This is a genomic window from Bradyrhizobium sp. USDA 4516, assembly GCF_054055915.1.
The window spans coordinates 8,616,603-8,637,454 of the sequence record NZ_JBSRXT010000001.1 but is presented as its reverse complement, the minus strand read 5'-3'; the positions used below and the strand labels follow the sequence as shown (position 1 = coordinate 8,637,454).

The following is a 20,852-nucleotide window of genomic DNA, read 5'->3' as shown; positions in this document are numbered from 1 at the left end:
CCGTCCGCGTCGTTCGCGTGGATTCGGGCGCGTAGCTCCCTCCACGTGTCGTCCCGGCGAAGGCCGGGACCCATACGCCGCGGCTCATGTTGTTGAAGAGATTCGTCGTTCCACCGTCGCAAGACAATCAGCATTTGTGGTTATGGGTCCCTGCTTTCGCAGGGACGACATCGAATGTGTTGCACGATCGTTGAGTCATACATCCACGTTCTCGCGCCTCGCTTCGCCGAGCTTTGCATCTCGTTTCGCCGCTCTGATTACAGAAGGCGCCGCGCGGCGCGGATGGCGTGGTATCTGTCTTCACGATCCAGCAGGCAGCATCTCGCTAGGCTCGTGCCGACACGAGCCACAGACCCACATGCAGGTCGCGCCCATCCGCTCCGAGGCTTGCGGCGAGCGCGTTGCGTACCGCTTCCATGGCGCGATGACGTTGATCGTCCGTGGCATTCTCGAGCAGCGCAGGCAGCGGGCCGGCCTGCGTGATGAAGGCCATGCTTTGCGTGATGTCGCCGCCATCGATCGGCACGTCGGTGGCCTTCAGCGCAATCTCGTGAAACCCGGCCTCGGTCAGGATGCCGCGAACGCGATCCTCGCGCGCGAACGAAAACATCCCGGGCGCCAATGGATCGAGCGGCGGCTGTGGCGGCACGTGCGGTCGGGCCGCCTCGATGGGTACGCGAAACCACGGCGACTCCGGCATGGTGCGAAAACAGACGAACACCAGCCGCCCGCCCGCTTTCATGCCGCCGCGGATGTTGGTGAAGGCCTTGACCGGGTCATCGAAGAACATCAGGCCAAAACGCGAATACACCAGATCCGCCCAGCGCGGTTCGAAGCCGTAGATCGTTGCGTCGGCCAGCGCACAGGTCACGTTGCCAAATCCCGCCTCGGCGACACGATGCCTGGCCAGATCCAGCATCGGAACCGAGATATCGACACCCACCACGGCACCCGACGGACCAACAACCTTGGCGAACGCCAACACTGTGTCACCGGTGCCGCATCCGATATCGATGACACGCTCACCCGGCTTTGCCGCCGCGGCACCCAGGCTGACGTTGGTGACCGACGTGAAGACTTCGCTGATCACGGCTTGCTGCGAAACCCATGAGTGCCCCATGGTGCTGTTCCAGAACTCTGCTCCCCGTGGGTTTGGCGTGGGCGTCTGCATTTGATCAATCTCCTGGTGCTGAAAATGGAGTGTCGTCTGAAACAAACTGCACAAAATTCCAGATCGAACGCGAAGCTGAAATCTCTGTACCGGGCATTAGCCAATTGCAGCCAACGTGCTTTGCATCTCGGCTCTAGGCCATCAGGACGTCTTCGCGCGATCCGCATCTGATCGATGCTGTGCGCTCAGGTGGTGGATTCATTGCCGCCGCCCTTCGGCTTGGAAATCGGAGGGATGCAGCTACCGAAGCGTGGATCGAGCGGATCGTTGCGCGACCTCATTCTCGCAAAAATATAGAGCGCCGCCAGTGCGAAGGCGCCGAGCAACAGCAGGCCCCATGCAGGTGGCGGACCTGCAACCAAAAGCACTGCTGCTCCAACGAGGACTAACGCGAAAATGCCCGAAGACAGTTTTGAAGCCATGACCGGCTCCGCAGTTAGCGCAGGGACGGGATACTATCCCTGAAATCGATCTAGTTGTGAGAGGGCCGGCTGCGACACGCCAGCGCAGATAGATCCACCTGCGCCGGGGACGGAGCAACGGCCTGTTCGCTCACCGCCGCGGACGTCACTATTGCGAGTTAGAGGTTGAGTTGGCCCGGGCTCACTTGCTCACTGCCGCGTGGATGGCGCGGCAATGTTGTACCAGGGCATCGTGCGAGACCACGAATTGCTTCAACGGCGTCTCGATGTCGTAAAAGTAGATGTTGGCCACGAAGCCATAGATGCCGGCGTCGATGGTCGTCGGCCTGTCGCCATGCACATAGCCTTGGCTCGGGATCAGGCTCGCCAGTGCGGCGAGATCGGCGAGACCGCGGGCCATCGCGGCGTCGGGCTCGAAGCGGCCGATGCCCTGGTAATAATAGCGCTGGGCGTTGAACTCCTTGGCCTTCATCAAGCCGTCGTCGGTGAGGGCCGGATGCTCGCGCTTGAGCGCGTCGCGGAATTGGAGCCAATAGCGCGCGTCCTGCCAGCGTGAATAGGACATTACCCAGTAGAGATCGTCGAGCGTCCGCGTGACGAGGAGGTTGGTCGTGCGTTGCGCCGGCGTCAGCGCGGCATCCAGCGTCACGCCATATTTTCCGGTGACATAGGCGAGGATGGTCTCGCTGTCGCCGACAGTGTCGTCGCCGTCGACGACATAGGGCAATTGCTTGCGCGGTGCCTTCGATGCATCGAAAATATGTTCGTGCCGGAACGGTACGCCGGCGAGCTTCAGAAAAGCGAATACCTTCAGACCATAGCCATTGTTGTCGGCGACGCCGAACAACGGCGGATAGGAATAGAGCGTGAGCATGATGGCTCGCCACGTTCGAGGTCGCTACACGCTACCTCAGAATCCGTCGGCTGGATACGTCGGGCAGGCAAGCCCGCGTGTTGCGCCGCAACGCCTGAAACGATTGCCTACAATCCGTAGTTGATGTCTTATTGTCGTCCTCGTCCCGGGTCGGGCGATTTTTAATACAGATATTTTCAGGGAGGAATTGCGATGCTGCGGACGTGCTTCTCATGCCTATTCCTGATGGTCTTTTCGCTGTCGGCAATGGCCGCGGACGGTGATCCAAAGCAAAAGGTCGAAGGGATTGCTTCCGAATATGCGGCGAGTTTCAACAAGCAGGATGGTGCGGGAATTGCCGCGCTGTTCGCGACCGGTGGCGTCCACGTCAATCCTGCGGGGCCGCGCTCCGACATTGCAGAGTTTTATCAAGGCGCCTTCAAGGCCGGGTTCGACCATGAGGAAATCACGGTGGACCAGGCATGGCCGCTGGGCCCGGACATGGCGCTCGCCATCGGCGGGTATCGCATCTCGGGCAAGAACCAAAGCGGCGCGCCTATCGAGACAGGGGGCATCTGGACAGCAACTTACGTGACCGAGGGAGGCAAGCTCAAAATTCGCTTGCTGTCGGCGATGCCCAAGCCGCCGCCGAAGTAGCAGGGGCATCCGGACGACGATACCGCCGCGCGCTTCGGCGCGCGGCTTCGATGAAGTCTACCGGCGCAGTTCGCGCCAGCGGTGCACGCCCGGGACGATCACGCCTTCGAGATCCCGCCGTCGATCACCGGTCCCATCGGCTCGTAGCGCTCGCCGCTGAAACGCACCAGTTGCAGCTGCTCGAGCGGATAATAGTCTGATGGCGAGGTGTTGATCCGGATGCCGGGCAGCAGCATGTCGGATTCGAAATCCTTCAGGTTGGCCGCCTGCTTGATGATGCTTTCGGACGAGACGTCGTCGCCGCACTGCTTGAGCACCTGGACCAGGATCTGGCTGGTGAGATAGCCGGTGACCGCGTAGATGTCGTTCTTGGCGGCGGCCGGATCATATTTGTCGAGGAACGCGCGCCATTTCTGGATGGCGGGATCGCTGTCCCAGGCGGCGTCGACGGGATCCTTCAGGTAGGCGCTCGAAATGATCCCCTTGGAGACGTCGAAGCCCGCGGCTTTCAGCGTCGAGCCGGCGGAGGAGGCGTTGTTGCCGATGTAGTGCGCCGGTTGCCAGCCGAGCTCGGCGATCTTCTTGATGCCTTGGGCGGCGAATTTTGGTGTGGTCATGCTCATGAACACGTTGGCGCCGGCGGATTTGCAGCGGACCACCTGGCTGTCGATGGTCGGGTCGGCGGTCTCATAGGACAGCTCCGCCACGATTGCGGACGTCCTGGCGCCAAGTCCGTCCTTGAAGCCCTTCAGCACGTCGCGGCCGAAATCGTCGTTCTGGTAGACGATGCCGATTTTGGGATCGTTCTGTGTCGACAGCACATGCTGCGCGAAGGCGCGGCCCTCGATCTGGTAGCAGGGCTGGAAACCCATGGTGTAGGGGAAATTCTTGTAGTCGCCGAACTTGGTCGCGCCCGAGGCAATGAAGAGGTGCGGGACCTTCTTCTGGTTCATGTACTTCATGATCGCCGCGTTGGTCGGCGCGCCAAGCGGCGCAAACAGCACGTCGATCTCGTCGCCTTCGACCAGCTTGCGCGCCTGCTCGACGGTCTTGGCCGGGCTGTAGGCATCGTCATAGGTGATATACTTGATCATGCGGCCATTGATGCCGCCTTGCTCGTTGATCATCTTGAAATAGCCGCCGGGGGTGCGGCCGATCGACGAATAGACCGCGGCCGGTCCCGAATAGGCGTCGATGTTGCCGATGACGATCTCGGTCTTGCCCTCCGTCTTGCTCTTGGCGATCGCGGGCCCGCCGAGCAGCACCGTGGCTGACGTGGCTGCGGCGCCCTTGATGAGATGACGGCGCGATAGACGGGGCGAACGGTTCCTTGTCATTGCAGTCCTCCGCTTCTTCTTGTTGGCCGTTTTGGCATTATTGGCCGTTTGGCAGCCTCTGACGGGCATGTCGGCGCGCAGCATTCCACAGCGGTGCTTTGGGACTTGTGTGCAGTCGCTACCATCTGAAATTTTCGCGCGATGTCAGCCGCGGAGGCCGCGTTCCCCATCCTCGGTTACCGACATGCCGCCCGGGATTGCTATACTGCGGCGGATGTCTTGGTGATCTCAGCAGGGTGGACCGATGGCGAAAGCACTGGAAGGCAAGGTAGCGGCCGTGACCGGGGCGGCGTCGGGGATCGGACTGGCGAGCAGCACGGCGATGCTGGCCGCGGGCGCGCGCGTGGTGATGGTCGACCGCGATGCCGCCGCGCTGCAAGCGCTCGCCCGCGAGCATGGCGATGCGGTGGTCCCGCTGGTGATCGACCTGATCGATCCCGGGGAGTGTTCGACCTTGCTGCCCAAGGTGCTCGAGAAGACCGGCCAGCTCGACATCCTGCACGCCAATGCCGGCATCTATGTCGGCGGCGACCTCGTCGATGCCGACACCGCGGCGATCGACCGGATGCTGAACCTCAACGTCAACGTCGTGATGAAGAACGTGCACGACGTGCTGCCGCACATGATCGCGCGCGGCACCGGCGACATCATCGTCACGAGCTCGCTCGCCGCGCATTTCCCGACGCCGTGGGAGCCGGTCTATGCGTCGTCGAAATGGGCGGTCAACTGCTTCGTGCAGACGGTGCGGCGCCAGGTGTTCAAGCACGGCATCCGCGTCGGCTCGATCTCGCCCGGGCCCGTGATCAGCGCGCTGCTGGCGGACTGGCCGCCCGAGAAGCTTGCGGAGGCCAAGGCGGCCGGAAGCCTGCTGGAGGCCAGCGAAGTCGCCGAGGTCGTGATGTTCATGCTGACCCGGCCGCGCGGCATGACGATCCGCGACGTCGTGATGCTGCCGACGAATTTCGACCTGTAACGGCGAGCGCCGCGCCTCAGGCGGCGCTGCGATCGGTGGCGGGCGCCGGGCTGTGCTGCGTGAGGCGGCGCAGTGCGGCGACATTGGTCGCGACGGAGGCCATGCGGCACTGTGCCTTGCCTTCGGATTTCGCCTCGTACAGCGCGGCGTCGGCGGCCGCCAGCAGCTGTTCGGCCTCGGTGCCGTGCTCAGGCGACACCGCGATGCCGACGCTGACGCCGACCTCGGCCGAGATGCCGCCCGCGAGTTGATAGGGCATCGTGACGGTCTGGATGATGCGCTGGCCGGCCGTGAGCGCCTGTTCCGCGGTGACGCCGTTGACCAGCACCACGAACTCATCGCCGCCGAGCCGTGCGATTACCGCGGTTTCGGGCAGCGCGCGCCGCAGCCGCTCCGCGGTCAGCATCAGCACCTGGTCGCCGGCGGCGTGGCCATAGGTGTCGTTGACCGGCTTGAAATTGTCGAGGTCGAAGAACAGCAGCGCAAAGGGCCTGCCATTCCCGGCGGGAGCCGCCAGCTTCGCGTTCAGCGCCGCGACGAAGCCGGCGCGATTGCGCAGGCCGGTCAGGGTGTCGTGATGGGCAAGATGGCCGTTCTCGCGCTCGGCGCGCATGGTGGCGATCAGCATCTTGTTGAGACGGAAGGCCGCAACCGTCATCGCCGTGAGATACAGCGGCACCTGCATGACGACGATGAAGAGCAGCGGCTCGCCGGCAAGGGCCGCGCCCGGAACGATCGGTCCGAGGCTCAGCAGGATCATGGTGCCGGCAAGGCGCGGGGCGCTGAAATTTCGGAAGCAGATGCCGCCGACCATCGCCGCCGCCGATAGCGAAGCCAGCAGCGCAACCACCCAGTCGCCGCTTGCGAGGCTGATCAGGATGCCGAAGCCGACGCTGGCGCTCCAGGCGACTGCAAGCACGAGATGCAGATCGGTCGGGGTCGGCCGCTGCTCGCGCGCGGCGCGATGCGCAACCACGAGCACGGCGAGGCGCGAGAGGCAGATGACGAGTTCGAGAACGACCCAATTGATGAACAGCGCGGTCGGCTCGCGGATCGCGATCACGGCTGCGACTGCGACCATATTGACCGCGCCAGCCGCAAACACCGGCAGCGAGCCGTAGAGATCCCCGATCAGCGCCGCGCGGATGTCGTCAGGTACGCCCGGTCCGGCGTCGGCGAGCCAGCGCGTCACGCCCCAGCGCGGCTGGCTGTATCGTCCTTTTTCGGACTGCATTGTTCTTGCCTCGTACTTTCACCGTGCAACTGACCCGGCCGGACCTAACAGGCGTTTAAGGCCGGCTCCGATCGCGCGGCGTGATTGACGGCAGGTAAACCCGGCGGGCGATCGCGCCGCAGAAATACCGACGCCGGAGGTCGCGATGCGGCCGTTGCGTTACACGGCGAGGAGCTGTTGTTCGGCCGCGCCGCCGGCGCGCTTCGGCTTCTTCGCCTTGGCCGGCGCGAACAGATTGCTGGCGGCAAGGCCCGCGGTGTCGGCGACAGTCGGATCGCACGACACCATGGCCGCGACGATGGCGCCGTCGATCAGAAGCGCGAGCTGGTGCGCGAGCACGGCCGGCTCGGCCGCGCCCATCTCGCCGGCGAGCTTCTCGATATGCGCCAGCACCACCTTCTTGTGCTTCAGCGCGATGTTGCGGAACTGCTTGGCGTCCTTGTCGTGCTCGGCGACCGCGTTGATGAAGGGGCAGCCGTAGAAGCGCTCCTCGGCGAACCAGGTCTTCAGGGCAGGGAAGATCCGCGACAGCTTGGTCTGCGGATCGCCGCCGCCGGCCTCGATCGCGCCGATGAACCATTCGCGCCACTGGCGGCCTTCGCTCTCCAGCACCGCATGCACGAGGTTGGTCTTCGAGCCGAACAGCTTGTAGAGCGTCGTCTTCGCGGTTCCGGCCTCGTCGATGATCGCATCGATGCCGGTGGCGTTGATGCCGTTCTTGCAGAACAGATGGGTTGCGGCGTTCAGCAGGCGCCCGCGCGCCGATTCATCGTCGCCGGCGGTGAACGCCGCGGCAGTTCTTTTCTTCGCAAGCGATTTGGCCATGCACGTCAGTAAATCGGAGCGCGGCAGAATCATCAAGTCGCATCTTCATGCCCCTATCGATGCGCTGAAAATCATCGCGGTCGCGCGCCATTTGCTTGGCGATTGAGCAGCCGCGCCCTGATCAATCCGCAGGCAGCCCCGCTTAAGCGCCTGCGGGATTTCGGCTTTTGATTTGCGGCAGGACTGGCACGCTTCGTGCAGGAAACAGACCGTTCGGTATCCTGACCAATTCCATCGCTCCCAGGGAGAAAACTGATGACCGCTGTCGCCCAGAAAACCGCACTGACCGGCTGCCTCGCGCCGATCGACAGAGGCGGGCTCGAGCAGCTGATTGCCAACGGCAAGGCCAACCCGAAGGTGATCAAGACCTTGAAGTGCAAGACGGTGGCCGAGGGCAAGTTCCGCCACGCCAACTACATCCGCAACCTCGCGCCCTACATCGTCGACGAGCCACCGGGCCTGCTCGGCGACGACACCGCGCCCAATCCCTCCGAGGCCTCGCTCGCCGCGCTTGGCTCCTGCCTCGCTGTCGGCCTGCACGCCAACGCCGTGCATCGCGGCTGGATCGTCAACAAGCTCGAGCTCGAGCTCGAGGGCGATCTCAACATTACCGCGGTGTGGGGCACCGGCGACGTCAGCGAGAAGCCGGTCGGCTTCACCGACGTCCGCGTCAAGGTCGACATGGAGTGCGAGGGCGTCCCGCAGGACGAGATCGACGCGCTGGTCGCGCATGTGAAGAAGTGGTCGCCGGTCGCCAACACCTTCACCCGTCCCGTCAATCTCGAGGTCAGCGCGTAAGCGCCCGACCGGCAATTCAAGGTGCGGAGATCATCCATGGGTTCACTGGCTTTGTCGCGGGTCGCAGCTCAAGATCCCGCACCGACCATTGCGGACGAGGTTGCCCGCCTTGCCCGTCAGGAGCTGGCGCCGATCGCAGCCGCGGTCGACGCCGGCTCGGTCTATCCCGGCGAATTCCTGCGCCGGCTCGGCAAGGTCGGCGCCTGGAGCAGCCATGTGCCGCAGGAGGGGCCTGCCGACCTGCGCTGGGCCATCCAGTCGATGGCCGCGCTCGGCGAGGTCTGCGGTGCCACCGCATTCATGGCGTGGTGTCAGAACACGCTGGTCTGGTACGTCGCCAATTCCACCAACATGAAGCTCGCCGCGCGCTTCGGTGACTGCTTTGCCCGCGGGCGCGCGCTCGGCGGCACCGGGCTTTCCAACCCGATGAAGAGCTTCTTCGGCATCGAGCGGCTGAAGCTGAAGGGCCGCAAGGTCGATGGCGGCTACATCGTCCGCGGCGCGCTGCCCTGGGTGTCGAATCTCGGTCCCGGCCATTACTTCGGTACGATCTTCGAGCGCGAGGACGAGGGCGCCAAGGGCGAGCCGGGCGGCACCGCAGGCGGCGAGCCGGGCGGCATCGCAAGCGGCGAGCCGGGCAGCATCGCAAGCGGCGAGCTGGGCAGCACCGTGATGTTCCTCGCCGACTGCTCCGATCCCGCGATCACGCTGACGCCCTGCAAGCCGTTCCTGGCGATGGACGGCACCGGTACCTATGGCGTCCAGTTTCGCGACGTGTTCGTGCCGGACGAACTGATCCTGGCCGAGCCGGCTGCGCCGTTCGTCAAGAAAATCCGCGCCGGCTTCATCCTGTTGCAGGCCGGCATGGGCCTTGGGCTGATGAAGGATTGCATCAACATCATGGACGAGGTCCATGCGCCGCTCGGACACGTCAACCGCTATCTGCCGCAACAGCCGCTGCAATTCCGCGAGCTCCATGCCGAGTTCGAGAAGGAGGCGATGGCGCTGGCAAGCGACCCCTACAATGCCGATGACAGCTATTGGCGCCGCGTCGTCGCACTGCGACTGCGGATCGGCGATGCCAGCGTCGCATTCGCACATGCCGCGATGCTCCATTGCGGCGCGCGCGGCTATCTGATGAGCCACCGCGCCCAGCGCAGGCTGCGCGAGGCCTATTTCGTCGCCATCGTCACGCCCGCCACCAAGCAGCTGCGCAAGATGCTGGCGGACGGCTGAAGCATGATCCGGAAAAGTGGAAACCGGTTTTCCCTCGCGACAAACGCGGAACGCGTTTGCGCGGAGATCATGCTCAAACAAGTTCGGGACCACCACAACTGCAACCACAGACAGGAGAGGCTGCCATGACGGACGTTCTGATCACCGCCGGCGAACTTGCCGAGCTCGTCAAGAAAGACCCGTGTGTCATCATCGACACGCGAAATCCGGATGCCTATGCGGCCGGCCATTTGCCCGGTGCCGTCAATGTGCATGACATCTTCACCTTCCTCGCGACCTCGACGCCGGAAGGCATCCACGAGCTGAAGACCAAGTTCGCCGACGCGTTCGGTGCCGCCGGTCTCTCCGGCAAGGAGACCGCCGTGATCTACGAGCAGTCGATGAATTCCGGCTTCGGGCAGTCCTGCCGCGGCTACTATCTTCTGACAATGCTGGGCTATCCCAGGATCAAGGTGCTGCATGGCGGCTTCGATGCCTGGAAGGCGGCCGACCTGCCGGTGACCACCGACGTGGCGGTGCCGGCGAAGGCCGCCTTTGCGATCGTACCGGAGGCCGGCGATATCATGATCGACGCCAAGGCGATGCTGGCGGCGGTCGGCAAGCCCGGCGTTGCGATCCTCGACGTGCGCGACGTCGACGAGTGGATCGGCGAAAGCTCCTCGCCCTATGGCAAGGATTTCTGCCCGCGCAAGGGCCGCATTCCCGGCGCGGTGTGGCTGGAATGGTACCGCATGATGAAGCCGACCGCCGAGGGCCCGCGCTTCAAGTCGAAGGATGAGATCCTGGCGGAATGCGCCACCGTCGGCATCTCGCAGACCACGCCGGTCTATCTCTACTGCTTCAAGGGCGCGCGCGCCTCGAACACCTTCCTGGCGCTGAAGAATGCCGGCGTGAAGGACGTGCGGATGTACTTCGGCTCCTGGAACGAGTGGTCGCGCGACCCGTCGCTGCCGATCGATGAGGGCTTGCCGACCGCGGCCGTCGTCACCGGCAAGGCGGCATAGAACCTGCATGTTTGTTGGTGTCCGGCGGCGCAAAACGCGGCCGGACGCCGATCAATGAACCGGATCGCGGAGTTCTCCGCGTTTCGGTGCGACAATGGGGCGCAGTATGTCCATGTCAGATGATCCCTTCGACGTCGACCGCGTGCTCACGCGATCGGGTTGCGCCTGCGGCTGGCATCGCTCAGCCGCCGAGCATGAGCAGGCCGCGCGCACGTTGCGCTGCGAGCCGGTCGCCGACCTCAGCGAACAGAAGCGTTACGAAGGCATCGTCGCGTCGGCGGTGATGCGGGCGGTGTTTCCGCAGGATGTCGCGCGCCGCGCTTTCCTGAAATCGGTTGGCGTAGCGACGGCGCTCGCCGCGCTGTCACAGTTCTTCCCGCTGAAGACGGCGACAGAGGCGTTCGCCGACGCCGGACCGCCGGAGAAGAAGGACCTCAAGGTCGGCTTCATCCCGATCACCTGCGCGACCCCGATCATCATGGCGGCGCCGCTCGGCTTCTATGCCAAGCAGGGCCTCAACGTCGAGGTGGTGAAGACCGCCGGCTGGGCGGTCATTCGCGACAAGACCATCAACAAGGAATACGACGCCGCCCACATGCTGGCGCCGATGCCGATCGCGATCTCGCTCGGCCTTGGCGCCAACGCCATCCCGTTCACGGTCCCTGCGATCGAGAACATCAACGGGCAGGGCATCACGCTGGCCATGAAGCACAAGGACAGGCGCGATCCGAAGGACTGGAAGGGCATGAAGTTCGCCATTCCGTTCGACTACTCCATGCACAATTATCTGCTGCGCTATTACCTCGCCGAGCACGGGCTCGACCCGGATACCGACGTGCAGCTTCGCTCGGTGCCGCCGCCGGAGATGGTCGCCAATCTGCGCGCCGACAACATCGACGGTTTCCTCGCGCCCGACAATATCTGCCAGCGCGCGATCTATGACGGGGTCGGCTTCCTGCACATCCTCTCCAAGGAGATCTGGGACGGCCATCCCTGCTGCAGCTTTGCCGCCAGCCGCGAGTTTATCACGACGGCGCCGAATTCCTTCGCGGCGCTGACCCGCGCGATCGTGGATGCCACCGGCTACGCGGCGAAGGCCGAGAACCGCAAGCAGATCGCGGAAGCGATTGCGCCGGCCAACTACATCAACGCGCCGGTGACGGTGCTGGAGCAGGTGCTGACCGGCACCTATGCCGACGGGCTCGGTGGCGTGAAAACCGATCCGAAGCGCGTCGATTTCGATCCGTTCCCCTGGCAGTCCTTTGCGGTGTGGATGCTGACGCAGATGAAGCGCTGGGGCCAGATCAAGGGCGACGTCGACTACAAGGCGGTCGCCGAGCAGGTCTATCTCGCCACCGATACCAAGAAGGTGATGGCCGAGATGGGCCTCGCGCCACCCGCCACCTCGTACAAGTCGTTCTCGGTGATGGGCAAGAGCTTCGATCCGGCCAAGCCCGACGATTATCTCGCGAGCTTCAAGATCAGGAAATCGTCGTGAGAGAGCAAGCTTTCTCCACGATGTCGTCCCGGCGAAGGCCGGGACCCATAACCCCAACAGCCAGTGATTCGGCACGGCGTCTCCCCGCGTGCCTTATCGCGACGGCACGGCGTATGGGTCCCGGCTTTCGCCGGGACGACGGGTTGAAAGAGTGGGCGCGATGATGCTGCCCCTTCGCCTTCGCGCCGCCATCGTCTCGATCGCGCTGCTCTGCGCCTTCCTCGGCGCCTGGCACCTCGCCACCCGCGGCAGCGGCACGACGGCGGCCATGAGCCCCGAATACGCCAGGCTGATGGGGCTGACCGCGACGCAGGGCAAATCGGCGATGCCCGGACCGCTCGATGTCGGCGCCAAGCTGTGGGAGCATCTGAAGCGGCCGTTCTACGACAATGGCCCGAACGACAAGGGGCTCGGCATCCAGCTCGCCTATTCGATCGGGCGCGTCGGGCTCGGCTATCTGATCGCGGTCGTCGTCGCGATCCCGCTCGGCTTCATGATCGGCATGTCGCCGCTGATCAGCAGGGCGCTTGATCCGTTCATCCAGGTGCTGAAGCCGATCTCGCCGCTGGCCTGGATGCCGCTCGCGCTCTACACGATCAAGGATTCCTCGATCTCGGCGATCTTTGTCATTTTCATCTGCTCGGTGTGGCCGATGCTGCTCAACACCGCGTTTGGGGTCGCGGGTGTGCGCAAGGAGTGGATCAACGTCGCGCGCACGCTCGAGGTCGGCACCATCAGGCGCGCCTTCACCGTGATCCTGCCGGCGGCGGCGCCGACGATCCTGACGGGCATGCGGATCTCGATCGGGATCGCCTGGCTCGTGATCGTCGCCGCCGAGATGCTCGTCGGCGGTACCGGCATCGGCTATTTCGTCTGGAACGAGTGGAATAACCTGTCGATCACCAATGTGATCATCGCAATCCTCTTGATCGGCCTCGTCGGCATGCTGCTCGACCAGGTGCTGGCGCGGTTCACGCGCATGGTGACGTTTCCGGAGTAGCGATGACCGACAGCCGCATTGCAGCCCCTTCACCTCGCCCCGCCTGCGGGGAGACGTCGATTGCGAAGCGATCGGGTGAGGGGGAGTTTCCGCGAGTCTATCTGCCGCCGTGCTCGCGGAGGAAGCCCCTCCCAACCCTCTCCCCGCGAAGAGCGGGGCGAGGGAGCGCAGTCCATTCGTGGAGCTACCGCGGATGACCGACAAGTTCATTTCGATCGAGGGCATTGCGCGGCGCTATCCCGGCGCCGGCGGCGGCGTCACCACGGTGTTCGAGAATTTCTGGCTGTCGATGGCGCGCGGCGAGTTCGGCTGCGTGATCGGCCATTCCGGCTGCGGCAAGACCACGGTGCTGAACATCCTCGCCGGCCTCGACGAGCCGAGCGAGGGCACGGTGATCGTCGACGGGCAGGGGATCGAGGGCACCAGCCTCGACCGCGCCGTGATCTTCCAAAGCCATGCGCTGCTGCCGTGGCGCACCGTGTCGGGCAATGTCGCCTATGCTGTCAGTTCGAAATGGCGCAAATGGGACCGTGCGCGGGTGAAGGCGCATGCGCAGAAGTTCATCGATCTCGTCGGGCTCACCGGCTCCGAGCACAAGCATCCGTCCGAGCTCTCCGGCGGCATGAAACAGCGCGTCGGCATCGCGCGGGCGCTGTCGATCACCCCGAAGATCATGCTGATGGACGAGCCGTTCTCGGCGCTCGACGCGCTGACCCGCGGCACGCTGCAGGACGAGGTGCGGCGGATCTGCCTGGAGACCGGGCAGACCACCTTCATGATCACCCATGACGTCGACGAGGCGATCTTCCTTGCCGACAAGATCTTCCTGATGACCAACGGTCCCGGTGCCGTGCTGGCCGAGATCGTCGAGAACCCGCTGCCGAAGGAGCGCGGCCGCATCGACCTGCACCGCCATCCCTATTACTATGCGCTGCGCAACCATATCGTCGATTTCCTGGTCAGCCGCAGCAAGAGTTTTGACGCCGAGGTGACCGGTCACGATCCGCGCCGCGTGCCGACGGTGCGGCCCGGCGTCGGCGAGCCCGTGATCGTCTCGCCGCCACGCGCCGTCGAACCCAATCCCGCGCAGAGCGCTGCGCGCTGAAGCCCAAGGAGGAAACCTGATGAACCGCGAAGATCTCACCGAGAAGCTGCTCGACATCAAGCGCGAGAAGGGCTGGAGCTGGAAATACATCTGCGAGAAGATCGGCGGCTATTCCGACGTGCTGATCACGGGCGCGATCCTCGGCCAGATGAAACTGACGAAGCCGCAGGCGGCGAATGCCGGAGAATTGTTTGGGCTGTCGAAGGCCGAGATCGCGATGCTCAACGAGGTGCCGATGCGCGGCACCGGCACGCCGATGCCGCCGACCGATCCGCTGATCTACCGCTTCTACGAGATGGTGATGGTCAACGGTCCGGCCTGGAAGGCGCTGATCGAAGAAGAATTCGGCGACGGCATCATGTCGGCGATCGACTTCGACATGGCGCTGGAGCGCGTCGCCAATCCGAAGGGCGACCGCGTCAAGATCACCATGAGCGGCAAGTTCCTGCCGTACAAATATTACGGCGCCAGCGGCAACGTGCCGGAATACGGCTTCAAGGAAGAGTGAGGCGAGGGGGCGAATGGCGAGTAGCGAATGGATTCCTGCCCATTCGCTACTCGCACCTCACCATTCGCTACAGGATCGTGCCCGGGTTGTAGCGCGCCGCCTCAGGCTTGGCCTTGGCCAGAGCCTCGACCTGCTCGGCGAAGAAATCGACCTGGGCGCCGGCGTCGCCGGAGTTGGCGCGACCCTGGTCGAGCACGTGCTGCAACTCGGCTGCGCTCAAGCCAAGACGCTTGTCGGCGGCGAGGCGCTGCAGCAGATCGTTCTGCACGATCTTGCCGGTGCGCAGGTCGCCGATGGCCGCGACGGCATGCTCCTTGATCGCCTCGTGGGCGCCTTCACGGCCCGCACCCTTCTTGACCGCTTCCATCATCACCGTGGTGGTCAGCAGGAAAGGCAGATAGCGGTTGAGCTCGGTCTCGACGACGGCTTCGAACACCTCCATCTGGTCAAGCACCGTGAGCAAGGTTTCGAGCAGGCCATCCATGGCGAGGAAGGCATCGGGCAGCATGACGCGGCGGACGACCGAGCAGGAGACGTCGCCTTCGTTCCACTGATCGCCGGCAAGGCCTGCGGCCATCGCGAGATAGCCCTTCAGGATCACATGCAGGCCGTTGATGCGCTCGCAGGAGCGGCTGTTCATCTTGTGCGGCATCGCGGAGGAGCCGACCTGGCCCTTGGCAAAACCTTCGCTGGCGAGTTCGTGGCCTGCCATCAGGCGGATGGTCTTGGCGAAATTGCCGGGCCCGCTGGCGAGCTCGGTGAGCACGCTGACCGCACGGAAGTCGAGGCTGCGCGGATAAACCTGGCCGACGGCATCGAGGGCCTTCGGCAGGCCGAGGTGAACGAGGACGCTCTGCTCGAGCGCGCGCGCCTTGCCGGCATCTCCGTTGAACAGGGTGATCTGATCGAGACGGGTGCCGACCGCGCCCTTCAGGCCGCGGGCGGGATAGGTCTGCAGCACATTGACCAGGCTCTGATGCGCCAGCAGCATCTCCTCGCCGGACATGGCGATGCGCTTGCCGAGCGTCGTGACCTGCGCGGCCACGTTATGGGTGCGCGCGGTGAACGGGATGTCGCGCAATTGCTTCGCGCGCTTGGCAAAGCGGATAAGCGCGGCGATGCTCTTGGTCTCGATGAGCTGCAGCGCGCGGTAGACCTGCAATTGCTCGACGTTCTCGGTGAGGTCGCGGCTGGTCATGCCCTTGTGCAGGTGCTCGTGACCGGCGAGCTCGCAGAACTCCTCGATGCGCGCCTTGACGTCGTGGCGGGTGACGCGCTCCCGCTTCATGATGGAGGCCAGGTTGATCTGGTCCTTGACGCGCTCGTAGCTTTCGATCACGCCATCCGGCACCGCGATGCCGAGATCGCGCTGGGCCTTCAGCACGGCGATCCAGTAGTCGCGTTCGAGGCGGACCTTGCCTTCGCCACTCCAGATGGCGCGCATGGCGGGCGAAGCGTAACGTTCGGCGAGGACGTTGGAAATGTGATCTTGGGACATCCCGCTCTCTTGGCATTGCCTGAGGCTGGCTGCAAGCCGCGACCTGCGATGAATCGTCAGGTCTGGTAACGCCTCGGCCGGGCTTGCGGTGCTGGCGCCAGCATACCAGATTCTAGAAGGCGCCGCCTCGGGCAATCCGGGGCGGCGCAGGCATGCTTCGCCCCGCGTCAGAGCGAGAAGGTCACTGCGGCGGGTCCGCAGCTCAGGCCGGCCGTGTTCGGCACGGCCGTGTCGCTGGTCCAGTTGTCCTCGCCGTCGGTCGTCTTGTACAGGAACTGGCCGTTGGGCCCCTGGTGCAGGACGTACAATGTGTCGTTGAACACGACCGGCGCGGCATTGCCGAAATTGCCCGGCGTGTCGGGGACCTGGCGGTCGGCTCCCCAGCTGCCAATGCCGTCGAACCGCTTGAAGAAGAAGAGGCCCGTGGGGTCGTTGAAGAACAGGTAGATCCAGTCCTTGTAGGACGCTGCGCCCGGACCGTTGCTGAGGCCTTCCGTGCCGGCAACCGGATTGCTTCGCCAGGTGCTGCGGTCGAAGGTTGCGTACCAGAAGCGGTTCATGTTGCCGGGTTCGCTATAGCCGGGCCCGCGGCCGAACACGTGGAGCGTGTCGCCGCGCACGACCGCGGCCGGGGTGTCGACGTTCTGGTAGGCGACGGAGATGAGATGGTTGGTTCCGGATGTGTTGATCTCGGGTCCGAAGCTGGTGCCGTCGTAGGTCTTGTACATCAGGTCGGACTGGCCGGGATTCGAGTACAGCAGATAGATCAGGCCGTCATACACGGCGGCCGCCACGCCCGCCGCCGACGCCGGCCATGTTGGGCACCTGGGCTGCCGCGGTCCACAGCCCGCCGTCATAGACCCTGTAATAGAGGGACTGGTTGATCGGATAGAACACATACAGGTTGGTGTTGAAGACGACGGCTGCCGGCGTGTTGCTGATCCAGGTGTTCCCCGGCATTGGGACATCGCCGCTCCAGGCCTCGCCGTTGAAGACGTTCGTAAAAAATTGCGGACTGTTTCCAACGCCCTTGTGCAGGGAAAGCAACCAGCTCTTCATTTGGAAATCCCCCATGGCGACGAGACGCCGCCTCTGATCATCGGTGTAGATTGGATCGACGTGCGCAGGATCGATTGGAATGAACTGATCGTACGCCTGCGCCCGTCGTGTTCTACGTCCGATTCACCGACGGTTGTGTGAAGCTGTTCACTCACCCTGGAGGAGGAGACCATATATGTCGTGCGCAGACTGAGAATCGAGGCCGCGCAAGGCACGCCGCGACGTGAGTGGCGACTTGTCGGAAGACGGATTTCGAGGAGATGAGAGAAGCGCGAATAGCGAATGGATGCTTTCCGATTAGCTATTCGCTGCTTCCTATTCGCCTTTCGCTGCGGCGAACGCCGCCCGGACCTCCTTCACCGGCGCCATGTCGCGGACGAAGCTGAATGCGCCGTTGTCCTTCATCTCACGGGCACAGCGCAGGAACGCAGCCAGCGCGTGGCGCTGCATCGCGCCGCCGACGCTGATGCGCTTGACGCCGGCGGCGGCGAGTTGCTCGACGGTTAGGGTCGGATCGGCAAAGCCCATCACGAGGTTGAACGGCTTGTTGATCGATGACACCACGGTCTTGATGGTGGCGAGATCGTAGAGGCCCGGCGAATACAGCACGTCGGCGCCGGCGGCCTCGAACGCCTGTAGCCGCTTGATGGTGTCGTCGAGGTCCTTGCGGCCGTGCAGGAAGTTTTCCGCCCGCGCCGTCAGCGTGAACGGGAAGGGCAGCGCCCGTGCGGCCTCGACCGCGGCCTGGACCCGCTCCACGGCGAGCGTGAAATCGTAGATCGGGCGCTGCGGGTCGCCGGTCGAGTCCTCGATCGAGCCGCCGACCGCGCCGGCCTCGGCGGCGAAGCGGATCGCCTCGGCCGCGAGCTTCGGCATGTCGGCGCCGCATTTTTCCAGATCGGCATTGACGGGCAGGTCGGTGGCCTCGGCGATCACCCGGCAATTCTCGATGATCTCGTCGAGGCTGACGGTCGAACGGCCAAGCGTGTTGGCGAGCCCGAGGCTGGTGGTCGCCAGCGCCTCGAAGCCCATGGATGCGAGCAGCTTCGCCGTTCCGGCGTCCCACGGATTTGGAATGATGAAGGCGCCGGGCCGCTGATGCAGCTCGCGAAACCGTGCTGCCTTGTCCGCCTGGGTGCGCATGTGAACTCCTGCTGTTGTCAAAAGCGACTGAAAGCAGCGATAGGGCGGTTTCGCCCATCAGACAAATTTGTTATTTCTCTCGATATCATCAGCTTTTTGCATGGGGAGAGCGATGGACAGCGACGCGCTCAACACGTTCCTGGTGGTGCATCGGCGCGGCGGGATCTCGCACGCCGCCAAGGCGCTGCACCGCTCGCAGCCGGCGATTTCGCGGCGCATAGCGCTGCTCGAGCAGGAGCTCGGGGTGCCCCTGTTCGAGCGGATCGCGGGCAAGACGCGGCTGAGCGATGCCGGGCGGGTGATGGTGCCCTATGCCGAACGGGCGGTGGCGGCGGCGCAGGATGCCGAGAACGCGGTGCGCGCACTGCTGCGCGACAATTCCGGCCCGGTGGCGCTGGCGGTGACCGGTACCCTCGCCGGCGAGCGGCTCTCGAACGTATTGAAGCGCTTTGCCCGCCGGCATCCGGATGTTGCGCTGACGCTGCGCACCGCGACCAGCGCCGAGGTCAGCGACCTGATCCGGCGCGGCGAGGCGACGATCGGGTTGCGTTACGACCGCGACCGCTCGCGCGACCTCGATTGCGAGGTGCTGTTTGCCGAGCCGCTCGGGGTGGTCTGCGCGCCGGACCATCCGCTGGCGGGACGCCGGGTCGGCAAGCTTGCCGATCTCAGGGATGAGCGGTGGATCGCCTTCCCGGAGGTGCCGGGACGCCGCGAAATCACCGCCTCGCACGTCTTCGCCCTGTTCCTGACGCACGGGCTCGGCGAGGTCGCCTGGACGCCGGTCGACAGCCTGACGGCGCAGAAGCGGCTGGTCGAGGCCGGGCTCGGGATCGCGCTGCTGTCACAAAGCAATGCGGCGGAGGAATTGGGTAGCTCGAGGATCGCGACGATCCGCGTCGGCGATCTCGCCGCAAGTCACGAGGTCGTCGCCGTGACGCGGCATGGCGGCTTCCTTAGCGCCGCCTCACGCCGTCTGTTCGACATCCTCCGTGCCGACTTCACCAAGGCGAGGGGCACAAACACGTCGCGCCGGAACGGTGTCCGGCGCGCGTAAAAGTCGACTTGGTAGGGTGTCCCGGGAACTCAGCTTCCCGCCTTGACCTGCGCCGCGGCCACCGCCAGCAGCTCGTCCATCTTGGCGCGGATATCGCGCTCGGTGACGGCCTGGTCCTTGGCGGAGAGGTCCTTCAGAACCTTGTGCAGCACGTCGTTGTCGCCGGCTTCCTCGAAGTCGGCGGCGACCACTTCCTTGGCATAGGCGCTGGCGGCATCGCCCGTGATGCCGAGCTTCTCGGCGGCCCACAGGCCAAGCAGCTTGTTCCGGCGGGCTTCAGCCTTGAACTTCTGCTCCTCGTCGAGGGCGAACTTCTTCTCGAAACCTTCCTCGCGCTTGTTGAATTCGCTCATGGCTGAAGTTCCAATTCCCTTGCTGAATGAGGGCCGCCGCGCGTTGCGGCAGCCCCTGTGCCTGCCTAGATAGGTGGGAGGAATCGGCAAGACAACGAGCCGTTAAGCCGCAGGCAAAACTGGCGGAATCGGCCCTTTATGATAGGGCGGTATAAGTGCCCTCAAGGGGGCACTATCGATTGTGCTGGATGGGCCAATCGGATAGGTTGCCAACAGGCATGGTTCTTGTTCTGTTTCCAGTTGGATTGCCCAGGTTCCAGGCCTCCGCGGCAGCTCCGTCGTGGGTCGTAACCCCAAGTCATCCGGAGCACCCAAATCCATGGATTTCAACAAAACACGGTACATCCCAATGAGCCGTCGACGCCGTATTTATGAAGGCAAGGCCAAGGTGCTTTACGAAGGCCCCGAGCCGGGAACCCTGATCCAGCACTTCAAGGACGACGCGACCGCGTTCAACGCCAAGAAACACCAGGTGATCGAGGGCAAGGGTGTCCTCAACAACCGGATTTCGGAGTACCTGTTTCAGCACCTCAACGACATCGGGGTGCCGACGCACTTCATCCGCCGCCTCAACATGCGCGAGCAGCTGATTCGCGAGGTCGAGATCGTGCCGCTCGAGGTGGTGGTGCGGAACGTCGCCGCCGGCTCGCTGTCGCAGCGGCTCGGGATCGAGGAGGGCACCCAGCTGCCGCGCTCGATCATCGAGTTCTATTACAAGAACGACCAGCTCAACGACCCCATGGTGTCGGAAGAGCACATCACCGCCTTCGGCTGGGCGACGCCGCAGGAGATCGACGACATCATGGCGCTGGCCATCCGCGTCAACGACTTCCTGACCGGCCTCTTCCTCGGCATCGGCATCCGCCTCGTCGACTTCAAGATGGAGTGCGGACGGCTGTTCGAGAACGAGATGATGCGGATCATCGTCGCCGACGAGATCTCGCCGGACTCCTGCCGGCTGTGGGACATCAAGTCGAACGAGAAGCTCGACAAGGACCGTTTCCGCAGGGATCTGGGTGGCCTGCTCGAGGCCTACACCGAGGTCGCCAAGCGGCTCGGCATTCTGATTGAAAACGAGCGGCCGGCCGGTAGCGGCCCGGTGCTGGTGAAGAGCTAAGCTG

22 protein-coding genes are annotated in these 20,852 nt (G+C 64.2%); 11 read left to right on the top strand and 11 right to left on the bottom strand.

Annotated elements, in window-relative coordinates; translation table 11 throughout:
- Window positions 1–325: 325 nt before the first annotated feature.
- The 3 genes from ACVI1L_RS40160 to ACVI1L_RS40150 form a co-directional block, all read right to left on the bottom strand.
- A complete protein-coding gene (locus ACVI1L_RS40160) occupies window positions 326–1,171 on the bottom strand; it encodes a class I SAM-dependent methyltransferase (RefSeq protein ID WP_063790120.1) in 846 nt (281 codons plus the stop codon).
- A 185-nt stretch (window positions 1,172–1,356) separates the two neighbouring features.
- Window positions 1,357–1,593, bottom strand: coding sequence for a hypothetical protein (locus ACVI1L_RS40155; protein ID WP_156436331.1), 237 nt, complete (start codon window positions 1,591–1,593; stop codon window positions 1,357–1,359).
- Window positions 1,594–1,774: 181 nt separating this feature from the next.
- Window positions 1,775–2,467 carry a glutathione S-transferase C-terminal domain-containing protein gene (locus ACVI1L_RS40150; RefSeq protein WP_057018373.1) on the bottom strand — a complete coding sequence of 231 codons (693 nt, stop codon included), beginning with the start codon at window positions 2,465–2,467 and terminating at the stop codon, window positions 1,775–1,777.
- 192 nt (window positions 2,468–2,659) lie between these two features.
- On the opposite strand from ACVI1L_RS40150, the gene ACVI1L_RS40145 reads away from it, so the two are divergent.
- On the top strand, window positions 2,660–3,103 hold the full coding sequence (locus tag ACVI1L_RS40145; RefSeq protein WP_156436332.1) for a YybH family protein: 444 nt from the start codon (window positions 2,660–2,662) through the stop codon (window positions 3,101–3,103).
- Between the two features lie 98 nt (window positions 3,104–3,201).
- Here the strand turns inward: ACVI1L_RS40145 and ACVI1L_RS40140 are convergent, their stop codons facing one another.
- On the bottom strand, window positions 3,202–4,440 hold the full coding sequence (locus ACVI1L_RS40140; RefSeq protein ID WP_057018459.1) for an ABC transporter substrate-binding protein: 1,239 nt from the start codon (window positions 4,438–4,440) through the stop codon (window positions 3,202–3,204).
- A 244-nt stretch (window positions 4,441–4,684) separates the two neighbouring features.
- On the opposite strand from ACVI1L_RS40140, the gene ACVI1L_RS40135 reads away from it, so the two are divergent.
- Window positions 4,685–5,413, top strand: a complete 729-nt coding sequence (locus ACVI1L_RS40135) for an SDR family oxidoreductase (protein WP_456785336.1) — start codon at window positions 4,685–4,687, stop codon at window positions 5,411–5,413.
- A gap of 16 nt (window positions 5,414–5,429) precedes the next feature.
- On the opposite strand, the gene ACVI1L_RS40130 is transcribed toward ACVI1L_RS40135, so the two are convergent.
- On the bottom strand, window positions 5,430–6,647 hold the full coding sequence (locus ACVI1L_RS40130) for a diguanylate cyclase domain-containing protein (RefSeq protein ID WP_456785335.1): 1,218 nt from the start codon (window positions 6,645–6,647) through the stop codon (window positions 5,430–5,432).
- A 159-nt stretch (window positions 6,648–6,806) separates the two neighbouring features.
- The gene (locus ACVI1L_RS40125; RefSeq protein WP_456785334.1) at window positions 6,807–7,472 is read right to left on the bottom strand and encodes a TetR/AcrR family transcriptional regulator; all 666 of its coding nucleotides are present in this window, start codon (window positions 7,470–7,472) and stop codon (window positions 6,807–6,809) included.
- Window positions 7,473–7,727: 255 nt separating this feature from the next.
- Here ACVI1L_RS40125 and ACVI1L_RS40120 point away from each other — a divergent pair, with 255 nt between their 5' ends.
- The 7 genes from ACVI1L_RS40120 to cynS all read left to right on the top strand — a co-directional run bounded on the left by ACVI1L_RS40120 (window position 7,728) and on the right by cynS (window position 14,621).
- Window positions 7,728–8,270 (top strand): OsmC family protein, encoded by a 543-nt coding sequence (locus ACVI1L_RS40120; RefSeq protein WP_076828426.1) that lies wholly within the window; start codon window positions 7,728–7,730, stop codon window positions 8,268–8,270.
- A 36-nt stretch (window positions 8,271–8,306) separates the two neighbouring features.
- Entirely contained in the window at window positions 8,307–9,506 is a 1,200-nt protein-coding gene (locus ACVI1L_RS40115; protein ID WP_456785333.1) for an acyl-CoA dehydrogenase family protein, read from the top strand.
- A 125-nt stretch (window positions 9,507–9,631) separates the two neighbouring features.
- Window positions 9,632–10,510 carry a sulfurtransferase gene (locus ACVI1L_RS40110; RefSeq protein WP_229190908.1) on the top strand — a complete coding sequence of 293 codons (879 nt, stop codon included), beginning with the start codon at window positions 9,632–9,634 and terminating at the stop codon, window positions 10,508–10,510.
- Window positions 10,511–10,616: 106 nt separating this feature from the next.
- Entirely contained in the window at window positions 10,617–12,008 is a 1,392-nt protein-coding gene (locus ACVI1L_RS40105; RefSeq protein WP_456785332.1) for an ABC transporter substrate-binding protein, read from the top strand.
- Between the two features lie 160 nt (window positions 12,009–12,168).
- Window positions 12,169–13,008, top strand: coding sequence for a nitrate ABC transporter permease (gene ntrB / locus ACVI1L_RS40100; protein WP_076828430.1), 840 nt, complete (start codon window positions 12,169–12,171; stop codon window positions 13,006–13,008).
- 193 nt (window positions 13,009–13,201) lie between these two features.
- Window positions 13,202–14,113 carry an ABC transporter ATP-binding protein gene (locus ACVI1L_RS40095; RefSeq protein WP_456785331.1) on the top strand — a complete coding sequence of 304 codons (912 nt, stop codon included), beginning with the start codon at window positions 13,202–13,204 and terminating at the stop codon, window positions 14,111–14,113.
- Window positions 14,114–14,132: 19 nt separating this feature from the next.
- A complete protein-coding gene (gene cynS, locus ACVI1L_RS40090; RefSeq protein ID WP_456785330.1) occupies window positions 14,133–14,621 on the top strand; it encodes a cyanase in 489 nt (162 codons plus the stop codon).
- 67 nt (window positions 14,622–14,688) lie between these two features.
- On the opposite strand, the gene purB is transcribed toward cynS, so the two are convergent.
- From purB to ACVI1L_RS40070, 4 genes are all read right to left on the bottom strand, one after another.
- Window positions 14,689–16,119 carry an adenylosuccinate lyase gene (purB, locus tag ACVI1L_RS40085; protein ID WP_456785329.1) on the bottom strand — a complete coding sequence of 477 codons (1,431 nt, stop codon included), beginning with the start codon at window positions 16,117–16,119 and terminating at the stop codon, window positions 14,689–14,691.
- 167 nt (window positions 16,120–16,286) lie between these two features.
- Window positions 16,287–16,913 (bottom strand): hypothetical protein, encoded by a 627-nt coding sequence (locus ACVI1L_RS40080; RefSeq protein ID WP_456785328.1) that lies wholly within the window; start codon window positions 16,911–16,913, stop codon window positions 16,287–16,289.
- A complete protein-coding gene (locus ACVI1L_RS40075; RefSeq protein ID WP_456785327.1) occupies window positions 16,894–17,178 on the bottom strand; it encodes a hypothetical protein in 285 nt (94 codons plus the stop codon). Before ACVI1L_RS40075 ends, ACVI1L_RS40080 begins: the two co-directional genes overlap by 20 nt.
- 315 nt (window positions 17,179–17,493) lie before the next feature.
- Window positions 17,494–18,321 (bottom strand): isocitrate lyase/PEP mutase family protein, encoded by an 828-nt coding sequence (locus ACVI1L_RS40070; protein WP_229190903.1) that lies wholly within the window; start codon window positions 18,319–18,321, stop codon window positions 17,494–17,496.
- Window positions 18,322–18,433: 112 nt separating this feature from the next.
- On the opposite strand from ACVI1L_RS40070, the gene ACVI1L_RS40065 reads away from it, so the two are divergent.
- Window positions 18,434–19,378: a LysR family transcriptional regulator gene (locus ACVI1L_RS40065; protein WP_253589906.1), complete on the top strand. Its 945-nt coding sequence runs from the start codon at window positions 18,434–18,436 to the stop codon at window positions 19,376–19,378.
- A 29-nt stretch (window positions 19,379–19,407) separates the two neighbouring features.
- Here ACVI1L_RS40065 and ACVI1L_RS40060 read toward each other — a convergent pair whose 3' ends face one another.
- Window positions 19,408–19,731, bottom strand: a complete 324-nt coding sequence (locus ACVI1L_RS40060; protein ID WP_057018385.1) for a DUF1476 domain-containing protein — start codon at window positions 19,729–19,731, stop codon at window positions 19,408–19,410.
- 349 nt (window positions 19,732–20,080) lie between these two features.
- On the opposite strand from ACVI1L_RS40060, the gene purC reads away from it, so the two are divergent.
- A complete protein-coding gene (gene purC / locus ACVI1L_RS40055; protein ID WP_016843454.1) occupies window positions 20,081–20,848 on the top strand; it encodes a phosphoribosylaminoimidazolesuccinocarboxamide synthase in 768 nt (255 codons plus the stop codon).
- The last annotated feature ends 4 nt before the right edge of the window (window positions 20,849–20,852 follow it).